37 protein-coding genes are annotated in these 23,425 nt (G+C 67.5%); all 37 read right to left on the reverse strand.

Features of this window, described 5'->3' with window-relative positions; all coding sequences use genetic code 11:
- Nucleotides 1–43 precede the first annotated feature (43 nt).
- The 37 genes from rplQ to KUA19_RS06685 all read right to left on the reverse strand — a co-directional run bounded on the left by rplQ (nt 44) and on the right by KUA19_RS06685 (nt 23,402).
- The gene (gene rplQ, locus KUA19_RS06505) at nt 44–535 is read right to left on the reverse strand and encodes a 50S ribosomal protein L17 (protein WP_217395171.1); all 492 of its coding nucleotides are present in this window, start codon (nt 533–535) and stop codon (nt 44–46) included.
- Nucleotides 536–574: 39 nt separating this feature from the next.
- Nucleotides 575–1,597 carry a DNA-directed RNA polymerase subunit alpha gene (locus tag KUA19_RS06510; RefSeq protein WP_212827699.1) on the reverse strand — a complete coding sequence of 341 codons (1,023 nt, stop codon included), beginning with the start codon at nt 1,595–1,597 and terminating at the stop codon, nt 575–577.
- A 95-nt stretch (nt 1,598–1,692) separates the two neighbouring features.
- On the reverse strand, nt 1,693–2,319 hold the full coding sequence (rpsD, locus tag KUA19_RS06515) for a 30S ribosomal protein S4 (RefSeq protein ID WP_217395172.1): 627 nt from the start codon (nt 2,317–2,319) through the stop codon (nt 1,693–1,695).
- A gap of 16 nt (nt 2,320–2,335) precedes the next feature.
- Entirely contained in the window at nt 2,336–2,743 is a 408-nt protein-coding gene (rpsK, locus tag KUA19_RS06520) for a 30S ribosomal protein S11 (protein WP_212827702.1), read from the reverse strand.
- A 43-nt stretch (nt 2,744–2,786) separates the two neighbouring features.
- The gene (rpsM, locus tag KUA19_RS06525; RefSeq protein ID WP_217395173.1) at nt 2,787–3,167 is read right to left on the reverse strand and encodes a 30S ribosomal protein S13; all 381 of its coding nucleotides are present in this window, start codon (nt 3,165–3,167) and stop codon (nt 2,787–2,789) included.
- Nucleotides 3,168–3,352: 185 nt separating this feature from the next.
- The gene (gene rpmJ, locus KUA19_RS06530) at nt 3,353–3,466 is read right to left on the reverse strand and encodes a 50S ribosomal protein L36 (RefSeq protein ID WP_020520458.1); all 114 of its coding nucleotides are present in this window, start codon (nt 3,464–3,466) and stop codon (nt 3,353–3,355) included.
- A gap of 81 nt (nt 3,467–3,547) precedes the next feature.
- Nucleotides 3,548–3,769 (reverse strand): translation initiation factor IF-1, encoded by a 222-nt coding sequence (gene infA / locus KUA19_RS06535; protein ID WP_007073013.1) that lies wholly within the window; start codon nt 3,767–3,769, stop codon nt 3,548–3,550.
- A 246-nt stretch (nt 3,770–4,015) separates the two neighbouring features.
- A complete protein-coding gene (map, locus tag KUA19_RS06540; protein WP_217395174.1) occupies nt 4,016–4,867 on the reverse strand; it encodes a type I methionyl aminopeptidase in 852 nt (283 codons plus the stop codon).
- Nucleotides 4,868–5,076: 209 nt separating this feature from the next.
- Complete coding sequence (locus tag KUA19_RS06545) at nt 5,077–5,730, reverse strand: adenylate kinase (protein WP_217395175.1); 654 nt, start codon at nt 5,728–5,730, stop codon at nt 5,077–5,079.
- 70 nt (nt 5,731–5,800) lie between these two features.
- Nucleotides 5,801–7,129, reverse strand: a complete 1,329-nt coding sequence (secY, locus tag KUA19_RS06550; protein ID WP_217395176.1) for a preprotein translocase subunit SecY — start codon at nt 7,127–7,129, stop codon at nt 5,801–5,803.
- Nucleotides 7,130–7,443: 314 nt separating this feature from the next.
- Nucleotides 7,444–7,887 (reverse strand): 50S ribosomal protein L15, encoded by a 444-nt coding sequence (gene rplO / locus KUA19_RS06555; protein WP_217395177.1) that lies wholly within the window; start codon nt 7,885–7,887, stop codon nt 7,444–7,446.
- Complete coding sequence (rpmD, locus tag KUA19_RS06560) at nt 7,887–8,069, reverse strand: 50S ribosomal protein L30 (protein ID WP_212827711.1); 183 nt, start codon at nt 8,067–8,069, stop codon at nt 7,887–7,889. Before rpmD ends, rplO begins: the two co-directional genes overlap by 1 nt.
- 2 nt (nt 8,070–8,071) lie before the next feature.
- The gene (rpsE, locus tag KUA19_RS06565) at nt 8,072–8,704 is read right to left on the reverse strand and encodes a 30S ribosomal protein S5 (protein ID WP_217395178.1); all 633 of its coding nucleotides are present in this window, start codon (nt 8,702–8,704) and stop codon (nt 8,072–8,074) included.
- Nucleotides 8,705–8,721: 17 nt separating this feature from the next.
- Nucleotides 8,722–9,111, reverse strand: coding sequence for a 50S ribosomal protein L18 (gene rplR / locus KUA19_RS06570; RefSeq protein ID WP_212827714.1), 390 nt, complete (start codon nt 9,109–9,111; stop codon nt 8,722–8,724).
- Entirely contained in the window at nt 9,108–9,659 is a 552-nt protein-coding gene (rplF, locus tag KUA19_RS06575; protein WP_217395179.1) for a 50S ribosomal protein L6, read from the reverse strand. Before rplF ends, rplR begins: the two co-directional genes overlap by 4 nt.
- Nucleotides 9,660–9,671: 12 nt before the next feature.
- Complete coding sequence (gene rpsH, locus KUA19_RS06580; protein WP_217395180.1) at nt 9,672–10,079, reverse strand: 30S ribosomal protein S8; 408 nt, start codon at nt 10,077–10,079, stop codon at nt 9,672–9,674.
- Between the two features lie 70 nt (nt 10,080–10,149).
- The gene (locus KUA19_RS06585; protein WP_155374087.1) at nt 10,150–10,335 is read right to left on the reverse strand and encodes a type Z 30S ribosomal protein S14; all 186 of its coding nucleotides are present in this window, start codon (nt 10,333–10,335) and stop codon (nt 10,150–10,152) included.
- A gap of 2 nt (nt 10,336–10,337) precedes the next feature.
- Entirely contained in the window at nt 10,338–10,907 is a 570-nt protein-coding gene (gene rplE / locus KUA19_RS06590) for a 50S ribosomal protein L5 (RefSeq protein ID WP_217395181.1), read from the reverse strand.
- Complete coding sequence (gene rplX, locus KUA19_RS06595; RefSeq protein ID WP_217395182.1) at nt 10,907–11,224, reverse strand: 50S ribosomal protein L24; 318 nt, start codon at nt 11,222–11,224, stop codon at nt 10,907–10,909. The genes rplE and rplX overlap by 1 nt, the downstream gene beginning before the upstream one ends.
- Complete coding sequence (gene rplN / locus KUA19_RS06600) at nt 11,221–11,589, reverse strand: 50S ribosomal protein L14 (protein ID WP_203741712.1); 369 nt, start codon at nt 11,587–11,589, stop codon at nt 11,221–11,223. The genes rplX and rplN overlap by 4 nt, the downstream gene beginning before the upstream one ends.
- A gap of 155 nt (nt 11,590–11,744) precedes the next feature.
- Nucleotides 11,745–12,023 (reverse strand): 30S ribosomal protein S17, encoded by a 279-nt coding sequence (rpsQ, locus tag KUA19_RS06605; RefSeq protein ID WP_217395183.1) that lies wholly within the window; start codon nt 12,021–12,023, stop codon nt 11,745–11,747.
- Between the two features lie 5 nt (nt 12,024–12,028).
- A complete protein-coding gene (rpmC, locus tag KUA19_RS06610) occupies nt 12,029–12,259 on the reverse strand; it encodes a 50S ribosomal protein L29 (protein WP_217395184.1) in 231 nt (76 codons plus the stop codon).
- Nucleotides 12,256–12,681 carry a 50S ribosomal protein L16 gene (rplP, locus tag KUA19_RS06615; protein ID WP_203741717.1) on the reverse strand — a complete coding sequence of 142 codons (426 nt, stop codon included), beginning with the start codon at nt 12,679–12,681 and terminating at the stop codon, nt 12,256–12,258. The genes rpmC and rplP overlap by 4 nt, the downstream gene beginning before the upstream one ends.
- Nucleotides 12,682–12,684: 3 nt before the next feature.
- Complete coding sequence (rpsC, locus tag KUA19_RS06620) at nt 12,685–13,515, reverse strand: 30S ribosomal protein S3 (RefSeq protein WP_217395185.1); 831 nt, start codon at nt 13,513–13,515, stop codon at nt 12,685–12,687.
- Entirely contained in the window at nt 13,515–14,027 is a 513-nt protein-coding gene (rplV, locus tag KUA19_RS06625) for a 50S ribosomal protein L22 (RefSeq protein WP_217395186.1), read from the reverse strand. Before rplV ends, rpsC begins: the two co-directional genes overlap by 1 nt.
- A gap of 33 nt (nt 14,028–14,060) precedes the next feature.
- Nucleotides 14,061–14,342 carry a 30S ribosomal protein S19 gene (rpsS, locus tag KUA19_RS06630; RefSeq protein ID WP_217395187.1) on the reverse strand — a complete coding sequence of 94 codons (282 nt, stop codon included), beginning with the start codon at nt 14,340–14,342 and terminating at the stop codon, nt 14,061–14,063.
- Nucleotides 14,343–14,355: 13 nt separating this feature from the next.
- Entirely contained in the window at nt 14,356–15,195 is an 840-nt protein-coding gene (gene rplB / locus KUA19_RS06635; protein WP_217395188.1) for a 50S ribosomal protein L2, read from the reverse strand.
- A 16-nt stretch (nt 15,196–15,211) separates the two neighbouring features.
- Nucleotides 15,212–15,514: a 50S ribosomal protein L23 gene (rplW, locus tag KUA19_RS06640; RefSeq protein ID WP_212827732.1), complete on the reverse strand. Its 303-nt coding sequence runs from the start codon at nt 15,512–15,514 to the stop codon at nt 15,212–15,214.
- Nucleotides 15,511–16,155: a 50S ribosomal protein L4 gene (rplD, locus tag KUA19_RS06645; protein ID WP_217395189.1), complete on the reverse strand. Its 645-nt coding sequence runs from the start codon at nt 16,153–16,155 to the stop codon at nt 15,511–15,513. Before rplD ends, rplW begins: the two co-directional genes overlap by 4 nt.
- On the reverse strand, nt 16,152–16,811 hold the full coding sequence (gene rplC, locus KUA19_RS06650; RefSeq protein WP_217395190.1) for a 50S ribosomal protein L3: 660 nt from the start codon (nt 16,809–16,811) through the stop codon (nt 16,152–16,154). Before rplC ends, rplD begins: the two co-directional genes overlap by 4 nt.
- A gap of 13 nt (nt 16,812–16,824) precedes the next feature.
- Nucleotides 16,825–17,133, reverse strand: coding sequence for a 30S ribosomal protein S10 (gene rpsJ / locus KUA19_RS06655; protein WP_007073037.1), 309 nt, complete (start codon nt 17,131–17,133; stop codon nt 16,825–16,827).
- A gap of 460 nt (nt 17,134–17,593) precedes the next feature.
- A complete protein-coding gene (tuf, locus tag KUA19_RS06660) occupies nt 17,594–18,787 on the reverse strand; it encodes an elongation factor Tu (RefSeq protein WP_217395191.1) in 1,194 nt (397 codons plus the stop codon).
- A gap of 152 nt (nt 18,788–18,939) precedes the next feature.
- Nucleotides 18,940–21,036 (reverse strand): elongation factor G, encoded by a 2,097-nt coding sequence (fusA, locus tag KUA19_RS06665; protein WP_217395192.1) that lies wholly within the window; start codon nt 21,034–21,036, stop codon nt 18,940–18,942.
- Nucleotides 21,037–21,122: 86 nt separating this feature from the next.
- Nucleotides 21,123–21,593, reverse strand: coding sequence for a 30S ribosomal protein S7 (gene rpsG / locus KUA19_RS06670; protein ID WP_217395193.1), 471 nt, complete (start codon nt 21,591–21,593; stop codon nt 21,123–21,125).
- Nucleotides 21,593–21,976, reverse strand: coding sequence for a 30S ribosomal protein S12 (gene rpsL / locus KUA19_RS06675; protein WP_120317147.1), 384 nt, complete (start codon nt 21,974–21,976; stop codon nt 21,593–21,595). Before rpsL ends, rpsG begins: the two co-directional genes overlap by 1 nt.
- A gap of 491 nt (nt 21,977–22,467) precedes the next feature.
- Nucleotides 22,468–23,022, reverse strand: coding sequence for a hypothetical protein (locus tag KUA19_RS06680; RefSeq protein ID WP_308167356.1), 555 nt, complete (start codon nt 23,020–23,022; stop codon nt 22,468–22,470).
- Nucleotides 23,023–23,051: 29 nt separating this feature from the next.
- The gene (locus tag KUA19_RS06685; RefSeq protein WP_217395194.1) at nt 23,052–23,402 is read right to left on the reverse strand and encodes a hypothetical protein; all 351 of its coding nucleotides are present in this window, start codon (nt 23,400–23,402) and stop codon (nt 23,052–23,054) included.
- Between the last annotated feature and the right edge of the window lie 23 nt (nt 23,403–23,425).

Below are 23,425 nucleotides of genomic sequence, written 5' to 3' on the forward strand. Positions count from 1 at the left end.
GCCGCGTGACGCGGCGGGAGAGGAGCTTCGGGTCGGACGTGCCTTACTTGTCGGCGTCCGCGTCGGCAGCCGGCTCGTCGGCGGCCTCGCCGGACAGGACGGCGACCTTGTCCTCCTGAGCAGCCTTCTTGGCCTGGGCCTTGGCGGCCTTGGCCGGCGCGGCGGGCGCCGCCACCTCGAGCTCCTCGACCAGCTCGATGATCGCCATCGGAGCGGCGTCACCCTTGCGCGGGCCGGTCTTCACGATCCGGGTGTAACCGCCGTTGCGGTTGGCGTACCGCGGGGCGATCGTCTCGAACAGGGCCACGAAGGTGTCCCGCTCGCCGATCGTCTTGCGGACGTCACGCCGGGCCGCGAGGTCGTCCCGCTTGGCCTTGGTGATCAGACGCTCGGCCAGCGGGCGCAGCCGCTTGGCCTTGGTCTCGGTGGTGGTGATGCGCCCGTGCTTGAACAGCGACGTGGCCAGGTTGGCCAGGATCAGCTGCTCGTGCGCGGGGCTGCCCCCGAGGCGGGGACCCTTGGTGGGCGTGGGCATTGGTGCTCCTTGATGTCTTACCGAGCTGCCGAGGCAGGCTTACAGCTGCTCGGTCTCGCGGTAGTCGTCAGTGTCGTAGTCAGCCTCGCCGTAGGTGTCCACGACGTGCGCCGGGTCGAAGTTCGGAGCCGAGTCCTTCAGCCCCAGACCCATCCCGGCCAGCTTCATCTTGACCTCGTCGATCGACTTCTGCCCGAAGTTGCGGATGTCGAGCAGGTCCGCCTCGGTACGCCCGATGAGCTCACCAACGCTGTTGATGCCCTCGCGCTTGAGGCAGTTGTACGACCGGACGGTCAGGTCCAGCTCCTCGATCGGCAGTGCCAGGTCGGCAGCGAGCTGCGCGTCCTGCGGCGACGGGCCGATGTCGATGCCCTCGGCGGTCTCGTCCAGCTCGCGGCACAGGCCGAACAGCTCGACGAGGGTCGAGCCGGCCGAAGCCAGCGCGGTCCGCGGGGGGATGGAGGCCTTCGACTCGACGTCGATGATCAGACGGTCGAAGTCGGTGCGCTGCTCGACACGGGTCGCCTCGACCCGGTAGGTCACCTTGAGCACCGGCGAGTAGATCGAGTCGACCGGGATCCGGCCGATCTCGGCACCGGCGTTCTTGTTCTGCGCCGCCGTGACGTAGCCACGACCCCGCTCGACGGTCAGCTCCATGTCGAGCCGGCCCTTGCCGTTCAGGGTCGCGAGCTTGAGGTCCGGGTTGTGCACGCTGACGCCAGCCGGGGGCTGGATGTCACCGGCGGTCACGTCGCCAGGGCCCTGCTTGCGCAGGTACATGCTGACCGGCTCGTCGTGCTCCGACGAGACGCACAGGTCCTTGACGTTCATGACCAGCTCGACCACGTCCTCCTTGACACCGGGGATCGTGGTGAACTCGTGCAGCACACCGTCGATCTTGATGCTCGTGACTGCCGCGCCCGGGATCGAGCTGAGCAGCGTACGACGCAGCGAGTTGCCGAGGGTGTAGCCGAACCCGGGCTCGAGCGGCTCGATGGTGAACCGGGAGCGGGTCTCGTTGATCGTCTCTTCGGTGAGAGTCGGTCGCTGAGAGATAAGCACTGGTGATCTCCTATACGTTGGGCATCCGCTATTTGATGCCACACGTGACGGGCCAGGCCGGTGCGGCAGAATGCCGCACCGGCCTTGAGCACTACCTACTTGGAGTAGAGCTCGACGATCAGCTGCTCCTGGACCTGGGTGTCGATCACCTGACGGGCCGGAAGCGAGTGGACCAGGACCTTGAACTGGCTGGGGATGACCTCCAGCCACGCCGGCACGCCGCGCGAGCCGGCCTCGGCCTGCGCCACGACGAACGGGGTGAGCTGACGGGACTTGTCCCGGACCTCGACGATGTCGTGCTCGGTCACCCGGTACGACGGGATGTCGACCTTCTTGCCGTTGACCAGGAAGTGACCGTGCTTCACGACCTGACGGGCGTGGTCACGGGACTTGGCCAGGCCGGCCCGGTAGACGACGTTGTCCAGGCGCGACTCGAGGATCTGGAGCAGAACCTCACCGGTCTTGCCGGACTTGCGGTTGGCCTCTTCGTAGTAGCCGCGGAACTGCTTCTCCAGCACGCCGTAGATGCGGCGGGCCTTCTGCTTCTCACGAAGCTGCAGCAGGTACTCGGACTCCTTGGTACGACCGCGGCCGTGCTGGCCGGGCGGGAAGGGGCGCGACTCGAACGGGCACTTCGGCCCATCGCACTTGCTGCCCTTGAGGAACAGCTTGACCTTCTCGCGACGGCAACGGCGGCAGTCTGCGCCGGTGTAACGAGCCATTGTTTATCTATCTCCCTTAGACCCGGCGGCGCTTCGGCGGACGGCACCCGTTGTGCGGCTGCGGCGTGACGTCGGAGATCTGCCCGACCTCGAGACCGGCAGCGGTCAGCGAACGGATGGCGGTCTCACGACCGGAGCCCGGACCCTTGACGAACACGTCGACCTTGCGCATGCCGTGCTCCATCGCGCGACGAGCGGCGGCCTCGGCGGCCAGCTGCGCGGCGAACGGAGTCGACTTGCGCGAGCCCTTGAAACCGACCTGGCCGGCGGAGGCCCACGAGATCACAGCACCGGTCGGGTCCGTGATGGACACGATGGTGTTGTTGAACGTGCTCTTGATGTGCGCCTGCCCGTGGGAGACGTTCTTGCGTTCCTTGCGCCGGACCTTCTTTACAGCAGCCCCGGTGCGTGCCTTGGGTGGCATATCTTTATGCGCTCCTTCTCGATGCGGTTGCTACGGCGCCGAATTACTTCTTGCCGGGCTTCTTCTTGCCGGCCACGGTGCGCTTCGGGCCCTTGCGGGTACGAGCGTTCGTGCGGGTGCGCTGTCCACGGACAGGCAGGCCCTTGCGGTGCCGGATGCCCTCGTAGCAACCGATCTCCACCTTGCGGCGGATGTCAGCGGCGACCTCGCGGCGCAGGTCGCCTTCAACCTTGAAGTTCGCTTCGATGTAGTCACGAAGCTGGACGACCTCTTCGTCGGTGAGGTCCTTCGCCCGCTTGTTCGGGTCGATGCCCGTGGCGGAGCACAGCTCCACCGAGCGGGTGCGGCCGATGCCGAAAATGTAGGTGAGCGCGATCTCGACCCGCTTCTCGCGGGGGAGATCGACGCCGACGAGACGTGCCATCTCTGGGCTGCTCCTCGTATATCGCGGAGGTCTGCGCCCGATCCAACCCCCTCCTGCCCAGGAGAGGCCCCGGCCTCCGACCGGGGGTTGTTCCGCGCAGCTGTCCGACGAGTCGGAGCGTTCCCGCGGCTGGAACGAGCTATTGCTGGTGGTGCTGCAACTGCCTCAGCAGGCAGGGACTGAACTCAGCCCTGGCGCTGCTTGTGGCGCGGGTCGTCACAAATGATCATGACGCGGCCGTGCCGACGGATGACGCGGCACTTGTTGCAGATCTTCTTGACACTCGGCTTGACCTTCACGGCTCGCCTTTGCTGCTATTCCCACCCCGGGCGACCCGGGGCAGGGAAAGACGGACACGGACTCACCCTGTGAGCCAGTGGTTACTTGTAGCGGTAGACGATCCGCCCGCGGGTGAGGTCGTACGGCGAGAGTTCGACGACGACTCGGTCCTCGGGCAGGATGCGAATGTAGTGCTGACGCATCTTGCCGCTGATGTGGGCCAAGACCTTGTGGCCATTAGCGAGCTCGACCCGGAACATTGCGTTCGGGAGTGGCTCGATAACTCGGCCCTCGATCTCGATGGCCCCGTCCTTCTTCGGCATGTCCTCCGCTACCTGACATAGGGTGAATGGGTCGGCCCACCTGGTCCATCACGACCGGGAATCCGGCCGCGCCAGCCGCGGTTCCAACGGCTCCCGAAGCGCGGGAAGCACGAAGGAGTGGACGCGGTGCGCCGATTGGTCAGTCTACGCCCTGGTGGGCATCGATACCAAACCGCGGTACACCAACCCGCGGTCGGGTGTGTCGGATCTCATCCCGTACGCACCCACGGGCGGGCGGGTGCCGGGTCAGGCGGCGTGGGAAGTGAGGAGGTCGCCGAGGCGGTCTCGGCCGCCGTCCTCGGCGGTGAGCACCCACACGCCGTCCTCGAACAGGCCGATCGAGTGCTCGACGTGGGCGGCGGCGGAGCCGTCGGTGGTGACCACGGTCCAGCCGTCGGACAGCTCGACCGTACGCGCCGAACCCATCGTGATCATCGGCTCGATGGCCAGGGCCATGCCGGGGATCAGCTTCGGGCCCCGGCCAGGACGGCCGTGGTTGTGGATGTGCGGCTCCTGGTGCATCTGGGTGCCGATGCCGTGGCCGCCGTAGCCCTTGACGATGCCGTACTTGCGGTGCGTTCCGGTCGCGCGGGCATACGGTCCGCCACCGTTGCGGATCGACGACTCGATCGCGTACGACACGTCGGTCAGCCGCCCGGTCCCGGCGCGCACCCCGCGCGCCGCCGCGGCGATGCCGGCCCACATGGAGTCCTCCGCGACCGCGGCCATGCGCAGCAGTTCGGGCCGGGTCTCCCCCACGCCCACCGTGATGGCCGCGTCGCCGTGCCAGCCGTTCAGGATCGCGCCGCAGTCGATGGAGATCAGGTCGCCCTCGGCCAGCACGTGCCTGGCGTTCGGGATGGTGTGCACGACCTGCTCGTTCACCGACGAGCAGATGCTCGCCGGGAAGCCGTGGTAGCCCTTGAAAGACGGCACCGCGCCGTGTGACCGGATCACGTCCTCGGCGACGGCGTCCAGGTCGGCCGTGCTCACGCCCGGCTTGACCGCGTCCCGGGTCGCCGCGAGCGCGGCGGCCACGACCAGGCCCGCGGCCCGCATCAGCCGCAACTGCTCGGGAGTCTTGATCTCGATGTCCATGTGCTGCGGCCTACGCCTTCCTGGTTGCCGTGCCTGCCGTACGTCGCGCCGCCCGCCGCCGCGCGCCGGGCGCCTGCCCGCCGCGGTCGACCGCCGACCCGCTGGGGCCCGCACGCGACAACGCCCGCGGGCACCGGCCCGCGGGCGTTGATCAAGCTGTGTTTCGGCGGGCGGGGAGCCCACCGTCCGGGGGATCACCCCCGCCAATGTTACGCGCTGAACGACCGCAGCTCGTTGATGGCCCGCTCGGTGACGTCCTCCACCGGCCCGGTGGCGTCGATCCCGACGAGCTTGCTCTGCGCGCCGTAGTGGTCGACCAGCGGCGCGGTGTCGCGGGCGTAGACCTTGAGCCGCTCGGCGATGGTCTCGGCCTTGTCGTCGTCGCGCTGGTAGAGCTCGCCGCCGCAGCGGTCGCAGACGCCCTCGTGCGAGGACGGGTCGAACTCCACGTGCCAGATCTTCTTGCAGCCGTGGCAGGTCCGCCGACCGGACAGGCGCCGGATCACCTCGTCGTTGTCGACGATCAGTTCGAGCACCAGGTCCAGCATCGCGCCGGTGTCAGCGAGGATCTTGTCCAGGGCCACGGCCTGCGGCACGGTGCGGGGGAAGCCGTCGAGCAGGAAGCCGTCGGCGGCGTCCGCCTCGGCCAGCCGGCTGCGCACCATGTTGATGGTGACCTCGTCCGGGACCAGGCCGCCCGCGTCCATGTACCGCTTGGCCTCCAGGCCGAGCGGCGTGCCCTGGGAGACGTTGGCCCGGAAGATGTCGCCCGTCGAGATCTTCGGGACGGACAGGTGCGAGGCGATGAACTCCGCCTGCGTTCCCTTGCCCGCTCCCGGCGGACCCACCAGCACAAGCCTCATTACCGCACCTCACACAAAAGGGCGAGCCGGTGACGCGCGAACGCGCCACCGACCCGATGCGCCCGGATGATCATCGAAGGAATCCCTCGTAGCTTCGCTGCATCAGCTGGCTCTCGATCTGCTTGACCGTCTCCAGACCCACACCGACCATGATCAGCACCGCGGTGCCGCCGAACGGGAAGTTCTGGTAGCTCGTCGCGTCCAGCCAGCGGAAGAACAGGTTCGGCAGGACGGCGATGATGCCGAGGTACAGCGCGCCGGGGAGGGTGATCCGGCTGAGGATGAAGTCGAGGTAGTCGGCGGTGGGCTTGCCCGGACGGATACCCGGCACGAAGCCGCCGTACTTCTTCATGTTGTCCGCGATCTCGGTCGGGTTGAACGTGATCGAGACGTAGAAGTAGGTGAAGAAGATGATCAGGACGAAGTACAGCGCGATGTAGCTCCACGACGCCGGGCTGGCCAGGTAGCGGCTCACCCAGGTGTAGAACGGGCCGGGGTTGTTCTTGTCCATGAACTGCAGCACCAGCGTCGGCAGGTAGAGCAGCGACGACGCGAAGATGACCGGGATGACACCCGCCTGGTTGACCTTCAGCGGGATGTAGGTCGAGGTGCCGCCGTACATGCGCCGGCCGACCATGCGCTTGGCGTACTGCACCGGGATGCGGCGCTGCGCCTGCTCGATGTAGACCACGAGCGCGATGACCACGACGACCAGACCGAGCACGCCGAAGAAGGCGGGCCAGCCCTTCGACTTGACCAGGGTCCAACCCTCGCTGGGGAGGCGGGCCGCGATCGAGGTGAAGATCAGGACGGACATGCCGTTGCCGACGCCGCGGTCGGTGATGAGCTCACCGAGCCACATGACCACACCGGTGCCGGCGGTCATGGTGACCACCAGGGCGGTCAGGGTGGCCCACCCGGGCAGCGAGGTCTGCGGCACGATCGGCCACTGGTCGCAGGCGCCCTGGAACAGCTGACCCGACTTGGCGAGCGCCACGAAGGCCGAGGACTGCAGCACCGCCAGACCCAGGGTCAGGTAACGGGTGTACTGCGTGATCTTCGCCTGGCCCGCCTGGCCCTCCTTGCGCAGCGCCTCGAGTCGCGGGATCACGACCGTGAGCAGCTGCAGGATGATCGACGCGGTGATGTACGGCATGATGCCGAGCGCGAAGACCGACAGGGACAGCAGCGCGCCGCCGGAGAAGAGGTTGAGCAGCGTGAAGACCCCGTTGTCGGCACCGGCCTGCATCGCCTCGATGCACTTCTGCACGTTCCCGTACGAAACGCCGGGGCTGGGCAGCGTGGCACCGAGTCGGTAGATCGCGATGATCCCGAGTGTGAACAAGATCTTCTTGCGCAGGTCAGGCGTCTTGAACGCACTGACAAAAGCGGAGAGCAACTTCTTCCTCCTGCGCGCGGCACCGGGGGCCGGTGGGCTGATTAAGGGGCGGAACGGGTTTTTCAAGTTGTGGTATGGGCCGTCCGTCTGAAAGGCGGCCGCAACCGTGCCACGCGCAGTCTACGCGTAGCTGGGATCGGACTCTAACAGTCCCGACCCTCAATGGTCAGGTCTGCGCCGCACATATCTGTGCCAGCCTAGGCCCGCCCGTGCCAGCGTAGGCCCTGCCGGTCGGAATGCCCACCGGAAGAGCCCATAGGCGGCAGTGGCGCCCGACCAACAATGCGGTCGGGCGCCACTTCTTGCCTGTCGTCCTACAGCTCCGTCGCAGAGCCGCCGGCGGCAGCGATCTTCTCCTTGGCGGAGGCGCTGAATGCGTGCGCCTTCACCTCGAGCTTCACGCCGCCCAGCTCACCGGTGCCGAGCACCTTGATCGGCTGGCCCTTGCGGACCGCGCCGACCTCGACCATCTCCAGCGGGCCAACCTGGCCGCCGTTGGGGAACAGCTCGGCGAGCCGGTCCAGGTTGACCACCTGGAACACGACCTTGAACTTGTTGCGGAAGCCCTTCAGCTTCGGCAGTCGCATGTGAATGGGCATCTGCCCACCCTCGAACGACGGCTTCACCTGGTAGCGGGCCTTCGTACCCTTGGTACCGCGACCGGCGGTCTTGCCCTTGGAGCCCTCACCACGACCCAGACGGGTCTTGGCAGTCTTGGACCCGGGCGCCGGGCGGAGGTGGTGGATCTTGATCGTCATTACTCAACCTCCTCGACCTTCACGAGGTGGTTGACCGCGAAGATCATGCCCCGAATCTCGGGACGGTCCTCTTTCACCACCACGTCGTTGATCCGCTTGAGCCCGAGCGAACGCAGCGACTCGCGCTGGTTGCGCTTGCACCCGATCTCAGACCGCAGCTGGGTGACCTTCAAACGTGCCATCGTTACGCACCCGCTCCCGCACGCGCGGCCAGCAGCGCGGCCGGCGCGACGTCCTCGACCGGCAGCCCGCGGCGTGCCGCGATGGCCTCCGGGGACTCCAGCATCTTGAGCGCGGCCACGGTCGCGTGCACGATGTTGATCGGGTTCGAGGAGCCGAGGCTCTTCGACAGCACGTCGTGGATGCCCGCGCACTCCAGCACGGCACGCACCGGACCACCGGCGATGACACCGGTACCGGCGCTGGCCGGCTTCAGCAGCACCACACCGGCAGCCGCCTCACCCTGCACCGGGTGCGGGATGGTGCTGCCGATCCGGGGAACCCGGAAGAAGTGCTTCTTGGCCTCCTCGACGCCCTTGGCGATCGCCGCGGGCACCTCCTTGGCCTTGCCGTAGCCGACGCCGACGTTGCCCTCGCCGTCACCGACGATGACCAGCGCGGTGAAGCTGAACCGACGACCGCCCTTGACGACCTTGGCCACGCGGTTGATCGTGACGACCCGCTCGAGGTGAGGAGTCTTCTCGACCGGCGCGTTGCCGCGGCCTTCGCCGCGACCGCGACGCTCGCCGCGACCGCGACCCTCGCCGCCGCCCTCAGTGTTACCGGAACCCGTGCCCCGGCGCTGTGGTCCTGGCATTATCCCAGCCACCTTTCCTAGAACTCGAGTCCGGCACCGCGAGCGGCGTCCGCCAGAGCCGCGATGCGGCCCGCGTAGCGGTTGCCACCGCGGTCGAAGACGACCTTGGTGATGCCGGCGGCCTTGGCCCGGTCGGCGATGAGCGCACCAACCTTGCCGGCGATGGCGCTCTTGTCGCCCTCGCCGCCCCGGATGGACGCGTCCATGCTCGAAGCCGACGCCACGGTGTGACCCTTGGTGTCGTCCACGATCTGGACCCAGATGTGGCGCAGCGAACGGGTGACGACCAGGCGGGGACGCTCGGCCGTGCCGTTGAGGTTCCGGCGGATGCGGAAGTGGCGACGCGCCTTCCCGACAGCGCGCTTGGCGCCGACACCGTTACGGCGCTTGAGCAGCGTGGCGCTCACTTCTTACCTGCCTTTCCAGCCTTACCGGCCTTACGACGGATGACCTCGCCCTGGTACTTGACGCCCTTGCCCTTGTACGGCTCCGGCGGACGGATCTTCCGGATGTTGGCCGCGACCTCACCGACAAGCTGCTTGTCGATGCCGGAGATGTGGAACAGCGTCGGCCGCTCCACCGCGAAGGTGATGCCTTCCGGCGGGTTGACGATCACGGGGTGCGAGAACCCGAGCGCGAACTCGAGGTCGGCGCCCTTGGCCGTGACGCGGTAACCCGTGCCGTTGATCTCCAGGCTCTTCTTGTAGCCCTCGGTGACGCCGACGATCATGTTGGCGACGAGGGTACGGGAGAGGCCGTGCAGTTCCTTGGCGCGGCGCTCGTCGTTCGGGCGGGTGACGAGCAGCTCGCCGCTCTCACCGCGCTCGGCGACGATCGGCTCGCTCAGCGTGTGCTGGAGCTCGCCCTTGGGGCCCTTGACCTTGACGGTCTGGCCGTTGATGGTGATCTCGACGCCGGAAGGCACCGGGATCGGCTTACGTCCGATTCGCGACATTGCAGACCTTCCTCACCAGACGTAGGCGAGGACTTCCCCGCCCACCCCGCGCTTACGGGCCTGCCGGTCGGTGAGCAGCCCCTGAGACGTCGAAATGATCGCCACACCCAGGCCACCCAGCACTCGGGGCAGCTCCGGAGACTTGGCGTAAACCCGCAGGCCGGGCTTGGAGACTCGCCGGATGCCGGCCAGGCTCCGCTCCCGGTTCGGGCCGAACTTCAGGTCGACGGTCAGGCTCTTGCCGACGGCGCCCTCGGTGGGCTCTTCCACGATCCAGTTGGCGATGTAACCCTCGGCCTTGAGGACCTCGGCGATGCTCGCCTTGATCTTCGAGTAGGGCATCGTCACCTTGTCGTGGTACGCCTGGTTGGCGTTGCGCAGACGCGTGAGCATGTCTGCAATCGGGTCGGTCATCGTCATTGTTTATCAGCCTTTCTCGCCGCGGTTCCCAGGTCAGTGCCGGGCCTACGGCGAAGGGGAAGCCTTGGATTTACCAGGAAGCCTTGGACACGCCGGGAAGCTCACCGCGGTGGGCCATCTCCCGAACACAGACACGGCAGAGCCCGAACTTGCGGTAGACGGCCTTCGGCCGGCCGCACTTCTGGCACCGGGTGTATGCGCGCACCGCGAACTTCGGCTTGGCCGCAGCCTTGATGATCAGCGCCTTCTTGGCCATGCTCAGTTCTCCTTGAACGGGAAGCCCAGGAGCTTCAGCAGCGCCCGGCCCTCATCGTCGGTCTTGGCGGTGGTCACCAGCGTGATGTCCATACCGCGGACCGCGTCGATCCGGTCCTGGTCGATCTCGTGGAAAACCGACTGCTCGGTCAGACCGAAGGTGTAGTTGCCGTGCCCGTCGAGCTTGCGCCCGTCGAGACCGCGGAAGTCGCGGATACGGGGCAGCGCGATCGACAGCAGTCGGTCGAGGAACTCCCACATCCGGTCACCGCGCAGCGTCACCTTGACACCGATCGGCATGCCCTCACGCAGCTTGAACTGCGCGATGGACTTGGTCGCCCGGCGGATCTGCGGCTTCTGGCCGGTGATCGCGGTGATGTCCTTGACCGCACCGTCGATCTTCTTCGAGTCACGGGCCGCCTCGCCGACGCCCATGTTGACCACGATCTTGACAAGGCCCGGCACCTGCATCGGGTTCGCGAAGCCGAACTGCTCGCGCAGCTGGCCGGCGATCTCGGCGCGGTAACGCTCCTTGAGACGCGGCATGCTCTTGGTCTCGGTCGCCGTCGACATCACAGCTCCTTGCCAGTACGACGCGAGATCCGGACCTTCACGCCGCTCTCGTCAATCTTGTAACCGACGCGGACGGGCTTGCCGTCCTCGAGCAGCATGACGTTGGAGACGTGGATAGCCGCCTCCTGGGTCACGATGCCGCCGGTCTTGGCACCACGCTGGGTGGTCCGGATCTTCTCGTGCTTGGTGATCCGGTTAACGCCTTCGACCAGGATCTTCTCGGTCCGGGGGTAGGCCGCGAGGACCGTACCCTCCTTGCCCTTGTCCTTGCCGGCGATGACCTTGACCTTGTCGCCCTTCTTGACCTTCATGGTCACAACACCTCCGGGGCAAGGCTGATGATCTTCATGAAGCGCTTGTCACGCAGCTCGCGGCCCACCGGGCCGAAGATGCGGGTACCGCGCGGGTCCCCACCGTCCTTGATGATGACGGCGGCGTTCTCGTCGAACCGGATGTACGAGCCGTCCGGACGGCGCCGCTCCTTGACGGTGCGGACGACGACCGCCTTGACGACGTCGCCCTTCTTCACACCGGCACCGGGGATGGCGTCCTTGACGGTGGCCACGATGACGTCGCCGATGCTCGCGTAGCGCCGACCCGAACCACCGAGAACGCGGATGCAGAGAATCTCCCGGGCACCCGTGTTGTCGGCGACTCGCAGTCGCGACTCCTGCTGGATCACGTCAACTCCTGTATGTCTGCCGGTTCTCCGCCCGTTCGGGGTCGAACGGGCGGAGCCTGGCGGAACTCGAACCTTCCGGGGCGCCCCACAGGACGCCCCGTCCAGCTATCTGATCTTCGGCCGCTAGGCGGCCGGCGAACCTGCCGGTGGCAGGGTCACTTGGCCTTCTCGAGGATCTCCACCACGCGCCACCGCTTGGTGGCGGACAGCGGACGGGTCTCCATGAGCAGCACCCGGTCGCCGATGCCGCACGCGTTCTGCTCGTCGTGCGCCTTCAGCTTCGCGGTACGGCGGAGAACCTTGCCGTACAGCGAGTGCTTGACCCGGTCCTCGACCGCCACGACGACGGTCTTGTCCATCTTGTCGCTGACGACCAGGCCCTCACGAACCTTACGCCGGTTGCGCTCGACAGCGTTCTCGTTGGTCTCGCTCATGTTCGTTACGCCACCTCAGTAGGCGCGGCCGAGAGCCCCAGCTCACGCTCGCGCATGATCGTGTAGATCCGGGCGATCTCCCGACGCACCACGTCCAGCCGACGGTTGTTGTCGAGCTGTCCGGTCGCGCCCTGCACGCGGAGGTTGAACAGCTCCGCCTTGGCCTCGCGCAGCTTCGTGACCAGCTCCTCGCCGGAGAACTCACGCAGCTCGACGGCCTTGGTGCCCGCCATCACGCCTCACCCACTTCGCGCTTCACGATTCGGCACTTCATCGGGAGCTTGTGGATCGCGCGGCGCATGGCCTCACGAGCAGTCTCCTCGTTCGGGAACGCCATCTCGAAGAGAATGCGTCCCGGCTTGACGTTCGCCACCCACCACTCGGGCGAGCCCTTACCGGAACCCATGCGGGTTTCGGCGGGCTTCTTGGTCAGGGCCTGGTCCGGGAAGACCGTGATCCAGACCTTGCCACCACGACGGATGTGACGGGTCATGGCGATACGTGCCGACTCGATCTGCCGGTTGGTGACGTACGCCGGCTCGAGCGCCTGAATGCCGAACTCGCCGAACACCACCCGGTTGCCGCCCTTGCTCCGACCGGAACGGTCGGGGTGATGCGGCTTGCGGAAGCCATTCGGAGGCTTACGCGGCATCAGCATTGTTCAGCCCTCCTGCTCAACCGCCACGGCCGGAGCCGCGTCGGCGTTGTCCTTGGTGAGCTCCGCGGCGGCCGCGCGGCCGGCCTCGGTGCCCGCACCGGTCGTGCCAGTCGCACCCGAACGGCCACGGCGCGGACGCTCGGACCGCTCACCGCCCCGCTCCTGGCGACGCGGACGACCCGCGGACTCGGCCGGAGTCTCGCGACCCGGCACAGCGTCACCCTTGTAGATCCACACCTTCACGCCGATGCGGCCGAAGGTGGTACGCGCCTCGAAGAAGCCGTACTCGATGTTGGCGCGCAGCGTGTGCAGCGGCACCCGACCCTCACGGTAGAACTCCGTGCGGCTCATCTCCGCGCCGCCGAGGCGGCCCGAGACCTGCACCCGGATGCCCTTGACCATCGGGTTCTTCATCGCCGACTGGATCGCCTTACGCATCGCGCGGCGGAACGCCACGCGGCCCGTGAGCTGCTCGGCGATGCCCTGCGACACCAGCTGCGCGTCCGACTCGGGGTTCTTGACCTCGAGGATGTTCAGCTGAACCTGCTTCTGGGTGAGCTTCTCCAGCTCGCCACGCAGGCGGTCGGCCTCCGCACCCTTACGGCCGATGACAATGCCCGGCCGGGCGGTGTGGATGTCGATGCGCACCTTGTCACGGGTCCGCTCGATCTCGACCTTGCTGATACCGGCGCGCTCCAGGCCCTTGGCCATCATGCGACGGATCTTGACGTCCTCGCCGATGTAGTCCTTGTACAGCTTGTCGGCGTACCAGCGGGACTTCCAGTCGGTCGAGATGCCGAGCCGGAACCCAATCGGGTGAACCTTCTGACCCATTAGTTGGTCTCCTCCTGCTCGGCAACCGGGGCGTCGGCGGCCTTCTTGGCCTTGGTGGCCTTGGCAGCCTTGGCCGGCGCGGCCGGAGCCGCCTCAGCCTTGGCCGGCGTCGCCTTCGCGGCGGCGGTGGCCTTGCGGACCGGAGCCTTCGGCGCGACGGCCTCCACCTCGACGGTGATGTGGCACGTGCGCTTGCGGATCCGGTACGCCCGGCCCTGCGCCCGCGGCCGGAACCGCTTCAGCGTCGGGCCCTCGTCGACGTACGCCGCGCTGACCAGCAACGCGTCCGGGTCGAGGCGCTCGTTGTTCTCGGCGTTCGCGATGGCGCTCGCCAGCACCTTGTACACCGGCTCGCTCGCGGCCTGCGGCGCGAACTGCAGCACCGTCAGTGCCTCCTTCGCGGGCAGACCGCGAACGAGGTTGACCACACGGCGCGCCTTGCTGGCGGACAGGCGCACGTGGCGGGCGACCGCACGGGCGCCCGGCGCGGCCTGCGCGTCATTCGTTGGCATCGTGTTTCCCCTTGTTCCTTATGCGGTCCGCCGTCAGCGACGGCGGCTCTTCCGGTCGTCCTTCTCGTGACCCTTGAACGTGCGGGTCAGCGCGAACTCGCCGAGCTTGTGCCCGACCATCGCCTCCGACACGAAGACCGGGATGTGCTTGCGGCCGTCGTGCACGGCGATGGTGTGACCCAGCATCTCCGGCACGATGGTCGAGCGGCGCGACCAGGTCTTGATGACGTTCTTGGTGCCCTTCTCGTTCTGCACTTCCACCTTCTTGAGCAGGTGGTCGTCGATGAAGGGGCCCTTCTTAAGGCTGCGAGGCATGTGTCAGTCTCCCTTACCCGCGCTTGCGGTTCGCGTAGCGGCGGCGGACGATCAGCTTGTCGCTGGCCTGGCCCTTCTTACGGGTACGGCCCTCGGGCTTACCCTGCGGGTTGACCGGGTGGCGACCGCCGGAGGTCTTGCCCTCACCACCACCGTGCGGGTGGTCGACCGGGTTCATGGCGACACCACGGACGGTCGGGCGCTTGCCCTTCCACCGCATACGGCCGGCCTTGCCCCAGTTGATGTTCGACTGCTCGGCGTTGCCGATCTCGCCGACGGTGGCGCGACAGCGCACGTCGACCTTCCGGATCTCGCCCGACGGCATACGCAGGGTGGCGTAGTCGTCCTCGCGGCCCAGCAGCTGGATGCCGACACCGGCCGAGCGGGCCATCTTGGCCCCGCCACCCGGACGCAGCTCCACGCAGTGGATGGTCGTACCCACCGGGATGTTGCGCAGCGGCAGGTTGTTGCCCGGCTTGATGTCCGCGCCCGGACCCGACTCGATCGGGTCGCCCTGCTTCATGTCCTTCGGCGCGATGATGTAGCGCTTCTCGCCGTCGACGTAGTGCAGCAGCGCGATGCGCGCGGTGCGGTTGGGGTCGTACTCGATGTGCGCGACCTTCGCCGGCACGCCGTCCTTGTCCACCCGCTTGAAGTCGATCAGACGGTACTGACGCTTGTGACCGCCACCCTGGTGCCGCGTGGTGATCCGGCCGTGCGCGTTGCGCCCGCCCTTCTTCGGCAGCGGAACGAGCAGCGACTTCTCCGGCGTCGACCGGGTGATCTCGGTGAAGTCGGCGACGCTGGAGCCACGGCGACCGGGCGTCGTCGGCTTGTACTTACGGATACCCATTGTCTTCTATAACCCTTCAGCTCACCGGTCCGCCGAAGGCTTCGATGCGGTCGCCATCGGCGAGCTTCACCATCGCGCGCTTCGTCGCCTTGCGCTGACCCCAGCCGGTGCGGGTGCGCTTGCGCTTGCCCTCACGGTTGAGCGTGTTCACGGTCAGCACCCGAACATTGAAGATCTGCTGAATAGCGATCTTGATTTCGGTCTTGTTCGCGTCCGGGTGCACCAGGAAGGTGTACCAGTTGCGGTTGAGCTCGCCGTAGCTCTTCTCGGAGACCACCGGAGCGACGATGATGTCGCGCGGGTCGGCAATCGTCGTCACTTGGAACCCTCCTCAGCGGGCACGCCCAGGAACTCCTCGAGCGCGTCGGTGGTGAAGACCACCGCGTCGCTGACGAGAACGTCGTACGTGTTCAGCTGCCCGGCCTCGAGCAGGTGCACCTGCGGCAGGTTGCGCAGGCTCACCCAGTTGACCTCGTCCTCGGCGCCCAGCACGACCAGCACCCGGCGGACCTCGCCCGCGGTCGCCTTGATCGTGGCCAGGGCGGCCTTGGTCGACGGGGTCTCGCCGTCGACGAACGCCGACACCACGTGCACCAGACCGTTGCGGGCCCGGTCCGACAGGGCACCCCGCAGGGCGGCGGCCTTCATCTTCTTCGGGGTCCGCTGGCTGTAGTCACGCGGCACCGGGCCGTGGACGACGCCACCACCGGTGAACTGCGGCGCGCGGATCGAGCCCTGACGGGCGCGACCGGTGCCCTTCTGCTTGTACGGCTTCTTACCGCCACCGGCGACCTCGCCGCGGCTCTTCGCCTTGTGCGTGCCCTGGCGCGCGGCGGCCAGCTGGGCCACGACGACCTGGTGCATCAGGGCGATGTTCGCCTGCACGTCGAAGACGTCCGCGGGCAGCTCGACCGAGCCGTTCTTGGCGCCCGCAGCGCTGATCACGTCAACCGTGGTCACTTCGCCGCACCACCCTTCTTCAGCTTCGCGGCGCTGCGCACGAGCACCAGCGCACCCTTGGGGCCGGGAATGGCGCCCCGCACGAGCAGCAGGTTGTTCTCGGTGTCCACCGCGTGCACGGTGAGACCCTGCGCGGTGTAGCGCACGGCACCCATCCGGCCCGCCATGCGGACGCCCTTGAACACGCGACCCGGCGTGGCGCAAGCGCCGATCGAGCCGGGCGAGCGGTGCTTGCGCTCGACACCGTGGCTCGCCTTGAGGCCGTGGAAGCCGTGCCGCTTCATGACACCGGCGAAGCCCTTGCCCTTGGTCTTACCGGTCACGTCGATGGCCTGACCGGCCGCGAACGTGTTCACGGTGACCTCCTGGCCGAGCTCGTACTCACCGGCGTCGGTGGTGCGCAGCTCGACGATGTGACGGCGCGGCGCGACGTTCGCCTTGGCGAAGTGACCGGCCTTCGGCTGGCTCACCTTGCGCGGGTTGATCGCGCCATAGGCCAGCTGGACGGCCGAGTAGCCGTCCTTGTCCGCGGTGCGGACCTGCGTGACGACGCACGGGCCGGCCTGAACCACAGTGACCGGGACTACCTTGTTGTTGTCCCAGACCTGGGTCATGCCGAGCTTGGCGCCCAGGATGCCCTTAACTTGCCTGTCCATCAGTGTCCGGTCCCTACAGCTTGATCTCGATGTCGACGCCAGCCGGCAGGTCGAGTCGCATGAGCGAGTCGACCGTCTTGGGGGTCGGGTCGATGATGTCGATCAGACGCTTGTGCGTGCGCATCTCGAAGTGCTCGCGCGAGTCCTTGTACTTGTGCGGCGAACGGATCACGCAGAAACGGTTGATCTCCGTGGGCAGTGGCACCGGGCCAGCAACCTGCGCCCCGGTACGGGTCACCGTCTCGACGATCTTCCGCGCCGAGGAATCGACGACCTCGTGGTCGTAGGCCTTGAGCCGGATGCGGATCTTCTGTCCCGCCATGGTGGCTTCTGTTTCCTTCTCTGATTGCGATCCCCGCCGGCGCAGTCTGCCGACGCACCGACCTTCTCCGACCCCCGCGGTCGGGCGTGTCGCGCGCTGACCCAGACTTTCGCCCTGGTGGGGGCTCTTCGCTTGGCTCAACGGGCATCACGCCCGATCACAGGAGCTTCCCGCCAGAGTCCCGAGCTTTCGAGCCGAGGTCGTGATCCCGGATCGATGTCTTCGTTCCTCTGACGCCGCGCGACGCGGACCACCCACACGAGGTGACCGCTCGCAACGCAACCTGTTCATTATGCCGTACCAGGTACGGCATTGTGAAATCAGGGTGCCAGGCCTCACTAAAACGGGCCCGACCTGCGTGTACAGAGAACGTGGCTGTCCCTCGATGCGCCGTTTGGGCGCACCGGGCGGGCCATGTTCTTGGTGCGGGCGCCCCGCCGAGGCGGGGCGCCCGCTCAGATCACTTGAGGATCTTGGTGACTCGGCCGGCGCCGACCGTGCGGCCACCCTCGCGGATCGCGAAGCGGAGGGTCTCCTCCATCGCGATCGGCTGGATGAGCTTCACGTTCATCTCCACGTTGTCGCCGGGCATGACCATCTCGGTGCCCTCGGGCAGCGTGACGACGCCGGTGACGTCCGTGGTCCGGAAGTAGAACTGCGGACGGTAGTTCTGGAAGAACGGGGTGTGACGGCCACCCTCCTCCTTGGAGAGGATGTAGACCGACGCCTCGAACTCGGTGTGCGGCGTGGTCGAGCCAGGCTTGACCACGACCATGCCGCGCTCGACGTCCTCGCGCTTGATACCGCGCAGCAGCAGACCGACGTTCTCGCCCGCGCGAGCCTCGTCGAGCAGCTTGCGGAACATCTCGATGCCGGTGCAGGTGGTCTTCATCGACTTCTCGCGGATGCCGACGATCTCGACCTCCTCGTTCGGCTTGAGGATGCCACGCTCGGCACGACCGGTGACGACGGTGCCACGACCGGTGATCGTGAACACGTCCTCGATCGGCATGAGGAACGGCTTGTCGACCTCACGCTCGGGCTGCGGGATCGCGGAGTCGACCGCGTCCATCAGACCCATGAGCGCCTCGGACCACTTCGCGTCGCCCTCGAGCGCCTTGAGCGCGGAGACCCGGACGACCGGCAGGTCGTCACCCGGGTACTCCTGGCTCGACAGCAGCTCGCGAACCTCGAGCTCGACCAGGTCCAGCAGCTCCTCGTCATCCACCATGTCGCTCTTGTTGAGCGCCACGACGATGTAGGGAACGCCGACCTGACGGGCCAGCAGCACGTGCTCGCGGGTCTGCGGCATCGGGCCGTCGGTCGCGGCGACCACCAGGATGGCGCCGTCCATCTGGGCGGCACCGGTGATCATGTTCTTGATGTAGTCAGCGTGACCCGGGCAGTCAACGTGCGCGTAGTGCCGCTGCTCGGTCTGGTACTCGACGTGCGCGATGGAGATCGTGATACCACGAGCCTTCTCCTCCGGCGCCTTGTCGATCTCATCGAACGGCGTGTACGGGTTGAGAGCCGGGAACTTGTCGTGCAGGACCTTAGTGATGGCCGCCGTCAGCGTCGTCTTACCGTGGTCGATGTGACCAATGGTGCCGATGTTGACGTGCGGCTTAGTCCGCTCGAACTTCGCCTTCGCCACTGGTGTCCTCCTGTGGACTGTTGGTTCGTTCGCCCGACGGCGCCAACTGGCGCTTAGGACCTTTGCCCGCCGGGGTCGCCGGCGCTTTACCTTCGCTGGAGCTGGTGGAGCTCGCAGCAGTGGCGCCGGCCGGGGCCGGCGCCACTGTCACATCACTCGCCCGTGGCCTTAGCGATGATCTCCTTCGCGACGTTCGCGGGAACCTCGGCGTAGGAGTCGAATACCATGCTGTAGCTCGCCCGGCCCTGGGTCTTCGACCGCAGGTCGCCGACGTAGCCGAACATCTCCGACAGCGGCACCAGGGCACGGACGACGCGGGCACCGCCGCGCTCCTCCATCGCCTGGATGATGCCGCGGCGGGAGTTCAGGTCGCCGATGACGTCACCCATGTTGTCCTCGGGGGTGACGACCTCGACTGCCATCATCGGCTCGAGGATGGCGGGGTCGGCCTTGCGGGCCGCCTCCTTCAGCGCCATCGAACCGGCGATCTTGAACGCCATTTCCGACGAGTCGACCTCGTGGTACTTACCGTCGATCAGCGTCATCTTGACGCCGACCAGCGGGTAGCCCGCGAGCACGCCGTACTGCATGGCGTCCTGCGCACCGGCGTCCACCGAGGGGATGAACTCCTTCGGGATGCGGCCACCGGTCACGGCGTTGACGAACTCGTAGTTCGTGGGTGCGTCCAGCGGCAGCGGCGCGAGCCCGATGATGACGCTCGCGTACTGGCCGGAACCACCGGTCTGCTTCTTGTGGGTGTACTCGAGCTTGTCCACCGTGCGGCGGATGGTCTCGCGGTACGCCACCTGCGGCTTGCCGACGTTGGCCTCGACGCTGAACTCGCGCTTCATCCGGTCGACCAGGATCTCCAGGTGCAGCTCGCCCATGCCGGAGATGACGGTCTGGCCGGTCTCCTCGTCGAGCTTCACGCGGAAGGTCGGGTCCTCCTCGGCGAGCTTCTGGATCGCGGTGCCCAGCTTCTCCTGGTCGGCCTTCGTCTTCGGCTCGATGGCCACCGAGATGACCGGGTCCGGGAAGGTCATCGACTCCAGGATCACCGGGTTGGCCGGGTCCGACAGCGTGTCGCCGGTGGTGGTCTGCTTGAGACCCTGCACGGCGATGATGTCACCGGCGCCCGCCGACGCGCGCTCCTCGCGCTTGTTGGCGTGCATCTGGTAGATCTTGCCGACCCGCTCCTTGCGGTCCTTGGTCGAGTTGATCACGGGCGAGCCCGACTCGAGCGTGCCCGAGTAGACGCGCACGTAGGTCAGCTTGCCCAGGTGCTTGTCGGTCTGGATCTTGAAGGCCAGGCCGGAGAAGGGCTCCTTCGGGTCCGCGTGGCGGACCGCCGGGGTCTCCCCGTCCATCAGCGTGCCGTCGATCGCCGGGATGTCCAGCGGCGAGGGCAGGAAGTCGATCACGGCGTCCAGCATCGGCTGCACGCCCTTGTTCTTGAAGGCGGAGCCGCAGACGACCGGGTTCAGCTTGTCGGCGATGGTGGCGCGACGGATCGCGGCCTTGAGCTCCTCGACGGTGAACTCGCCGCCCTCGAGGTAACGCTCCATGATCTCGTCGTCGGCCTCGGACAGCGTCTCGAGCAGCTTGACGCGCCACTCGTCGGCCTGCGCCTGCAGGTCGGCCGGGATCGCCTCGACGGCGTAGTCCTCGCCCTTCTGGGTCTCGCCACGCCAGGTCAGCGCGCGCATGCCCAGCAGGTCCACGACGCCGATGTGGTCGCCCTCGAGACCGATCGGGATCTGCAGCACCAGCGGGGTCGCGTTGAGACGCGTGATCATCATGTCGACGCAGCGGAAGAAGTCCGCACCGGTGCGGTCCAGCTTGTTGACGAAGCACATACGCGGAACGTTGTACTTGTCAGCCTGGCGCCACACGTTCTCGGTCTGCGGCTCCACACCCGCCACGCCGTCGTAGACCGCGACGGCGCCGTCGAGCACGCGCAGCGAACGCTCCACCTCGACGGTGAAGTCGACGTGGCCGGGCGTGTCGATGATCTGGATCGTGTGGCCCTTCCACTCACACTTGGTAGCAGCGGAGGTGATGGTGATACCACGCTCCTGCTCCTGCTCCATCCAGTCCATGACGGCCGCGCCCTCGTGGACCTCACCGATCTTGTGCGTGATGCCGGTGTAGAACAGGATCCGCTCGGTAGTGGTGGTCTTACCGGCGTCGATGTGCGCCATGATGCCGATGTTGCGAGTCTTGGCGAGGGCGCTGTCTGCGGCGGCCACTTCACGATCCTTTCAAGAACGGGAACGGTGTCCCGAAAGTCAAGGTGTGGAGCCGGCCCGGGTTCCGGGACCGGCTCCACGGCGTTTCACCAGCGGTAGTGAGCGAAGGCCTTGTTCGACTCGGCCATCTTGTGGGTGTCCTCGCGCCGCTTGACGGCGGCACCGAGGCCGTTGCTGGCGTCCAGCAGCTCGTTCATGAGCCGCTCGACCATGGTCTTCTCGCGACGGGCGCGGGAGTAGGTGACCAGCCAACGCAGACCCAGCGTGGTGGCGCGAGCCGGACGCACCTCGACCGGCACCTGGTAGGTCGCGCCACCGACACGGCGGCTGCGGACCTCGAGGGTCGGCTTGACGTTGTCCATGGCGCGCTTGAGCGTGACGACCGGGTCGGTGCCGGTCTTCTCGCGGCAGCCCTCCAGGGCGTCGTACACCACTCGCTCAGCGAGCTGACGCTTGCCGTTGAGCAGGATCTTGTTCACCAGCTGGGTGACCAGCGGCGAGCTGTACACCGGGTCAGCGGCCAGCGGCCGGCGCGGCGCGGGGCCCTTACGCGGCATTACTTCTTCCCTTCCTTGACAAGCTTCGCACCGTAGCGGCTACGTGCCTGCTTGCGGTTGCGGACGCCCTGGGTGTCCAGCGAACCACGAATGATCTTGTAGCGCACGCCGGGCAGGTCCTTAACACGGCCGCCGCGGACGAGCACGATGGAGTGCTCCTGCAGGTTGTGGCCGACGCCGGGAATGTACGCGGTCACCTCGATCTGGCTGCTCAGCTTGACGCGAGCGACCTTCCGAAGCGCCGAGTTCGGCTTCTTGGGGGTCGTGGTGTACACACGCGTGCACACCCCGCGCCGCTGAGGACTCCCCTTCAGCGCCGGCGTCTTGGTCTTGCTCGTCTTCGCCTGGCGGCCCTTGCGGACCAGCTGCTGGATGGTGGGCACCGGGCTTCTCCGCTCCCTTTTTGCGTTCTCTCCACGACCTTCGCCGTGGAAACTTATGTGGCCTAGGCCGCGTACACGGCCCGAACTGCTGCGCGATCGGTGCTGTCACGGTGTTACCCGGGACGCCACTCGACCCCCGCGGTCGGGCGTGTCGTCCGGCGCACGGGCCCGGCGGCTCGATTGCTCGAGCTGTCGGAGTCTGTCGTTGTCGTGGTGCCGCGGTCTGCGAGGCCCTGAAGGACTCGCTCCCCGCGTTCGGTGCACGCACGAGGGGCCCGGGGCATGCCCGGGCACGAGGGGAAAGAGTACCGAACCAAGGGCCGACTGGTCAAAACGGGGTGAGCCCACGCCCGTCGATGAACTCTTCACTGAATCATCGATGGCCGGGAAAGCGCCCCAGCCCAACCAGTTCCGCCTTCGACACGAACTCCGCAATCAGTCTACCTCGTCGCCCCGGCGGGCTCGCACGAGACGGCCCTCGGTGAGTGGGGTCACCGTGATGGTGAGGCGCTGACCACAGGTCGCGGAGTCGTAGGAGCGCCGTCGCCGAGCCCCAGCACCGTCGCCACCAGCACTCCGGTGAGCGCCAGCGTGATGCCCGCGGCACCGCAGATCAGGCCGGACAGCGCCAGGGCGCCCCCGGTGAGTCTGGCCTGGCCGGTCGCGGCCGTGGCCCGGATCTGCCGCCGGGCCACCAGACCCAGCACCACCGCGGCCGCGCCGAGCAGCACCGACAGGACGGTGAAGGCGCCCGCCACCAACGCGCCCCAGCCCGCCTGGCCGCCGACCACCCCCAGGCACCACACCACGGACGAGACCAGCACCGAGGCGATCCCGGCGACCAGCGCGCCGATGGCCACGCCGGACGAGCTCGACGGCGCGGGCAGCACGGCCACCGCGTACGGCGTGCCGGGGACCAGCTCGACGCGCGTCGGCGCGGGGTAGGCCACCGGCACCGGACCCGCCACCGGCGGCGGCATCCACTGCGGCTGCGGCACGGGCGGCTGCGCGGGCCACTGCGGGATGGGGGGCGGTTGCTGGCTCACACCGCGATCCTGCCATGGCGCGGTGAGTCTCAGTCGACCGTGGGCGGGAAGTCCTGCCGTCCGAAGCGCACCCCGCGCAGCACCAGCATCACCGCCAGGGCCAGCGCGCTGATCGCGGCCAGGGCGAGGCCGAGCCAGGCCAGCCGCTCGGCCCAGCGGACCCGGCCCGCGCCGGTGCGCCAGCCCGCGCCGTCCCGCAGCTCCGCCCGCGCCTGGCGGGCCAGCGCCAGCGCGATGGTCCCCGGCACCACTCCACCCAGCGCCAGGCCGGTCACGGCGGACAGCAGGCCGAGGCCGAACGCCGCGGTGGCCTTGCTGTCGGCGACCGGGTCGGGGTCGGCCGGGTCGCGGCCGGTGAAAACGATCGTGGCGTCACCCATGCCGTACTAACGACACGGGTGAC

Source organism: Catellatospora tritici (genome assembly GCF_019083965.1).
In the GTDB taxonomy this organism is placed as follows: Bacteria; Actinomycetota; Actinomycetes; order Mycobacteriales; family Micromonosporaceae; genus Catellatospora; species Catellatospora tritici.

Coding starts and splice junctions, on each gene's coding strand:
- rplQ (WP_217395171.1), bottom strand. CDS start 535: ATGCCCACGCCCACCAAGGGTCCCCGCCTCGGGGGCAGCCCCGCGCAC.
- rpsD (WP_217395172.1), bottom strand. CDS start 2,319: ATGGCTCGTTACACCGGCGCAGACTGCCGCCGTTGCCGTCGCGAGAAG.
- rpsK (WP_212827702.1), bottom strand. CDS start 2,743: ATGCCACCCAAGGCACGCACCGGGGCTGCTGTAAAGAAGGTCCGGCGC.
- rpsM (WP_217395173.1), bottom strand. CDS start 3,167: ATGGCACGTCTCGTCGGCGTCGATCTCCCCCGCGAGAAGCGGGTCGAG.
- infA (WP_007073013.1), bottom strand. CDS start 3,769: ATGCCGAAGAAGGACGGGGCCATCGAGATCGAGGGCCGAGTTATCGAG.
- map (WP_217395174.1), bottom strand. CDS start 4,867: ATGGACATCGAGATCAAGACTCCCGAGCAGTTGCGGCTGATGCGGGCC.
- KUA19_RS06545 (WP_217395175.1), bottom strand. CDS start 5,730: ATGAGGCTTGTGCTGGTGGGTCCGCCGGGAGCGGGCAAGGGAACGCAG.
- rplO (WP_217395177.1), bottom strand. CDS start 7,887: ATGACGATCAAGATCCACCACCTCCGCCCGGCGCCCGGGTCCAAGACT.
- rpmD (WP_212827711.1), bottom strand. CDS start 8,069: ATGGCACGTTTGAAGGTCACCCAGCTGCGGTCTGAGATCGGGTGCAAG.
- rpsE (WP_217395178.1), bottom strand. CDS start 8,704: ATGCCAGGACCACAGCGCCGGGGCACGGGTTCCGGTAACACTGAGGGC.
- rplF (WP_217395179.1), bottom strand. CDS start 9,659: ATGTCGCGAATCGGACGTAAGCCGATCCCGGTGCCTTCCGGCGTCGAG.
- rpsH (WP_217395180.1), bottom strand. CDS start 10,079: ATGACGATGACCGACCCGATTGCAGACATGCTCACGCGTCTGCGCAAC.
- KUA19_RS06585 (WP_155374087.1), bottom strand. CDS start 10,335: ATGGCCAAGAAGGCGCTGATCATCAAGGCTGCGGCCAAGCCGAAGTTC.
- rplE (WP_217395181.1), bottom strand. CDS start 10,907: ATGTCGACGGCGACCGAGACCAAGAGCATGCCGCGTCTCAAGGAGCGT.
- rpsQ (WP_217395183.1), bottom strand. CDS start 12,023: ATGAGCGAGACCAACGAGAACGCTGTCGAGCGCAACCGGCGTAAGGTT.
- rplP (WP_203741717.1), bottom strand. CDS start 12,681: ATGCTGATGCCGCGTAAGCCTCCGAATGGCTTCCGCAAGCCGCATCAC.
- rpsC (WP_217395185.1), bottom strand. CDS start 13,515: ATGGGTCAGAAGGTTCACCCGATTGGGTTCCGGCTCGGCATCTCGACC.
- rplV (WP_217395186.1), bottom strand. CDS start 14,027: ATGCCAACGAATGACGCGCAGGCCGCGCCGGGCGCCCGTGCGGTCGCC.
- rpsS (WP_217395187.1), bottom strand. CDS start 14,342: ATGCCTCGCAGCCTTAAGAAGGGCCCCTTCATCGACGACCACCTGCTC.
- rplB (WP_217395188.1), bottom strand. CDS start 15,195: ATGGGTATCCGTAAGTACAAGCCGACGACGCCCGGTCGCCGTGGCTCC.
- rplC (WP_217395190.1), bottom strand. CDS start 16,811: ATGGACAGGCAAGTTAAGGGCATCCTGGGCGCCAAGCTCGGCATGACC.
- rpsJ (WP_007073037.1), bottom strand. CDS start 17,133: ATGGCGGGACAGAAGATCCGCATCCGGCTCAAGGCCTACGACCACGAG.
- rpsG (WP_217395193.1), bottom strand. CDS start 21,593: ATGCCGCGTAAGGGCCCCGCGCCGCGCCGGCCGCTGGCCGCTGACCCG.
- KUA19_RS06685 (WP_217395194.1), bottom strand. CDS start 23,402: ATGGGTGACGCCACGATCGTTTTCACCGGCCGCGACCCGGCCGACCCC.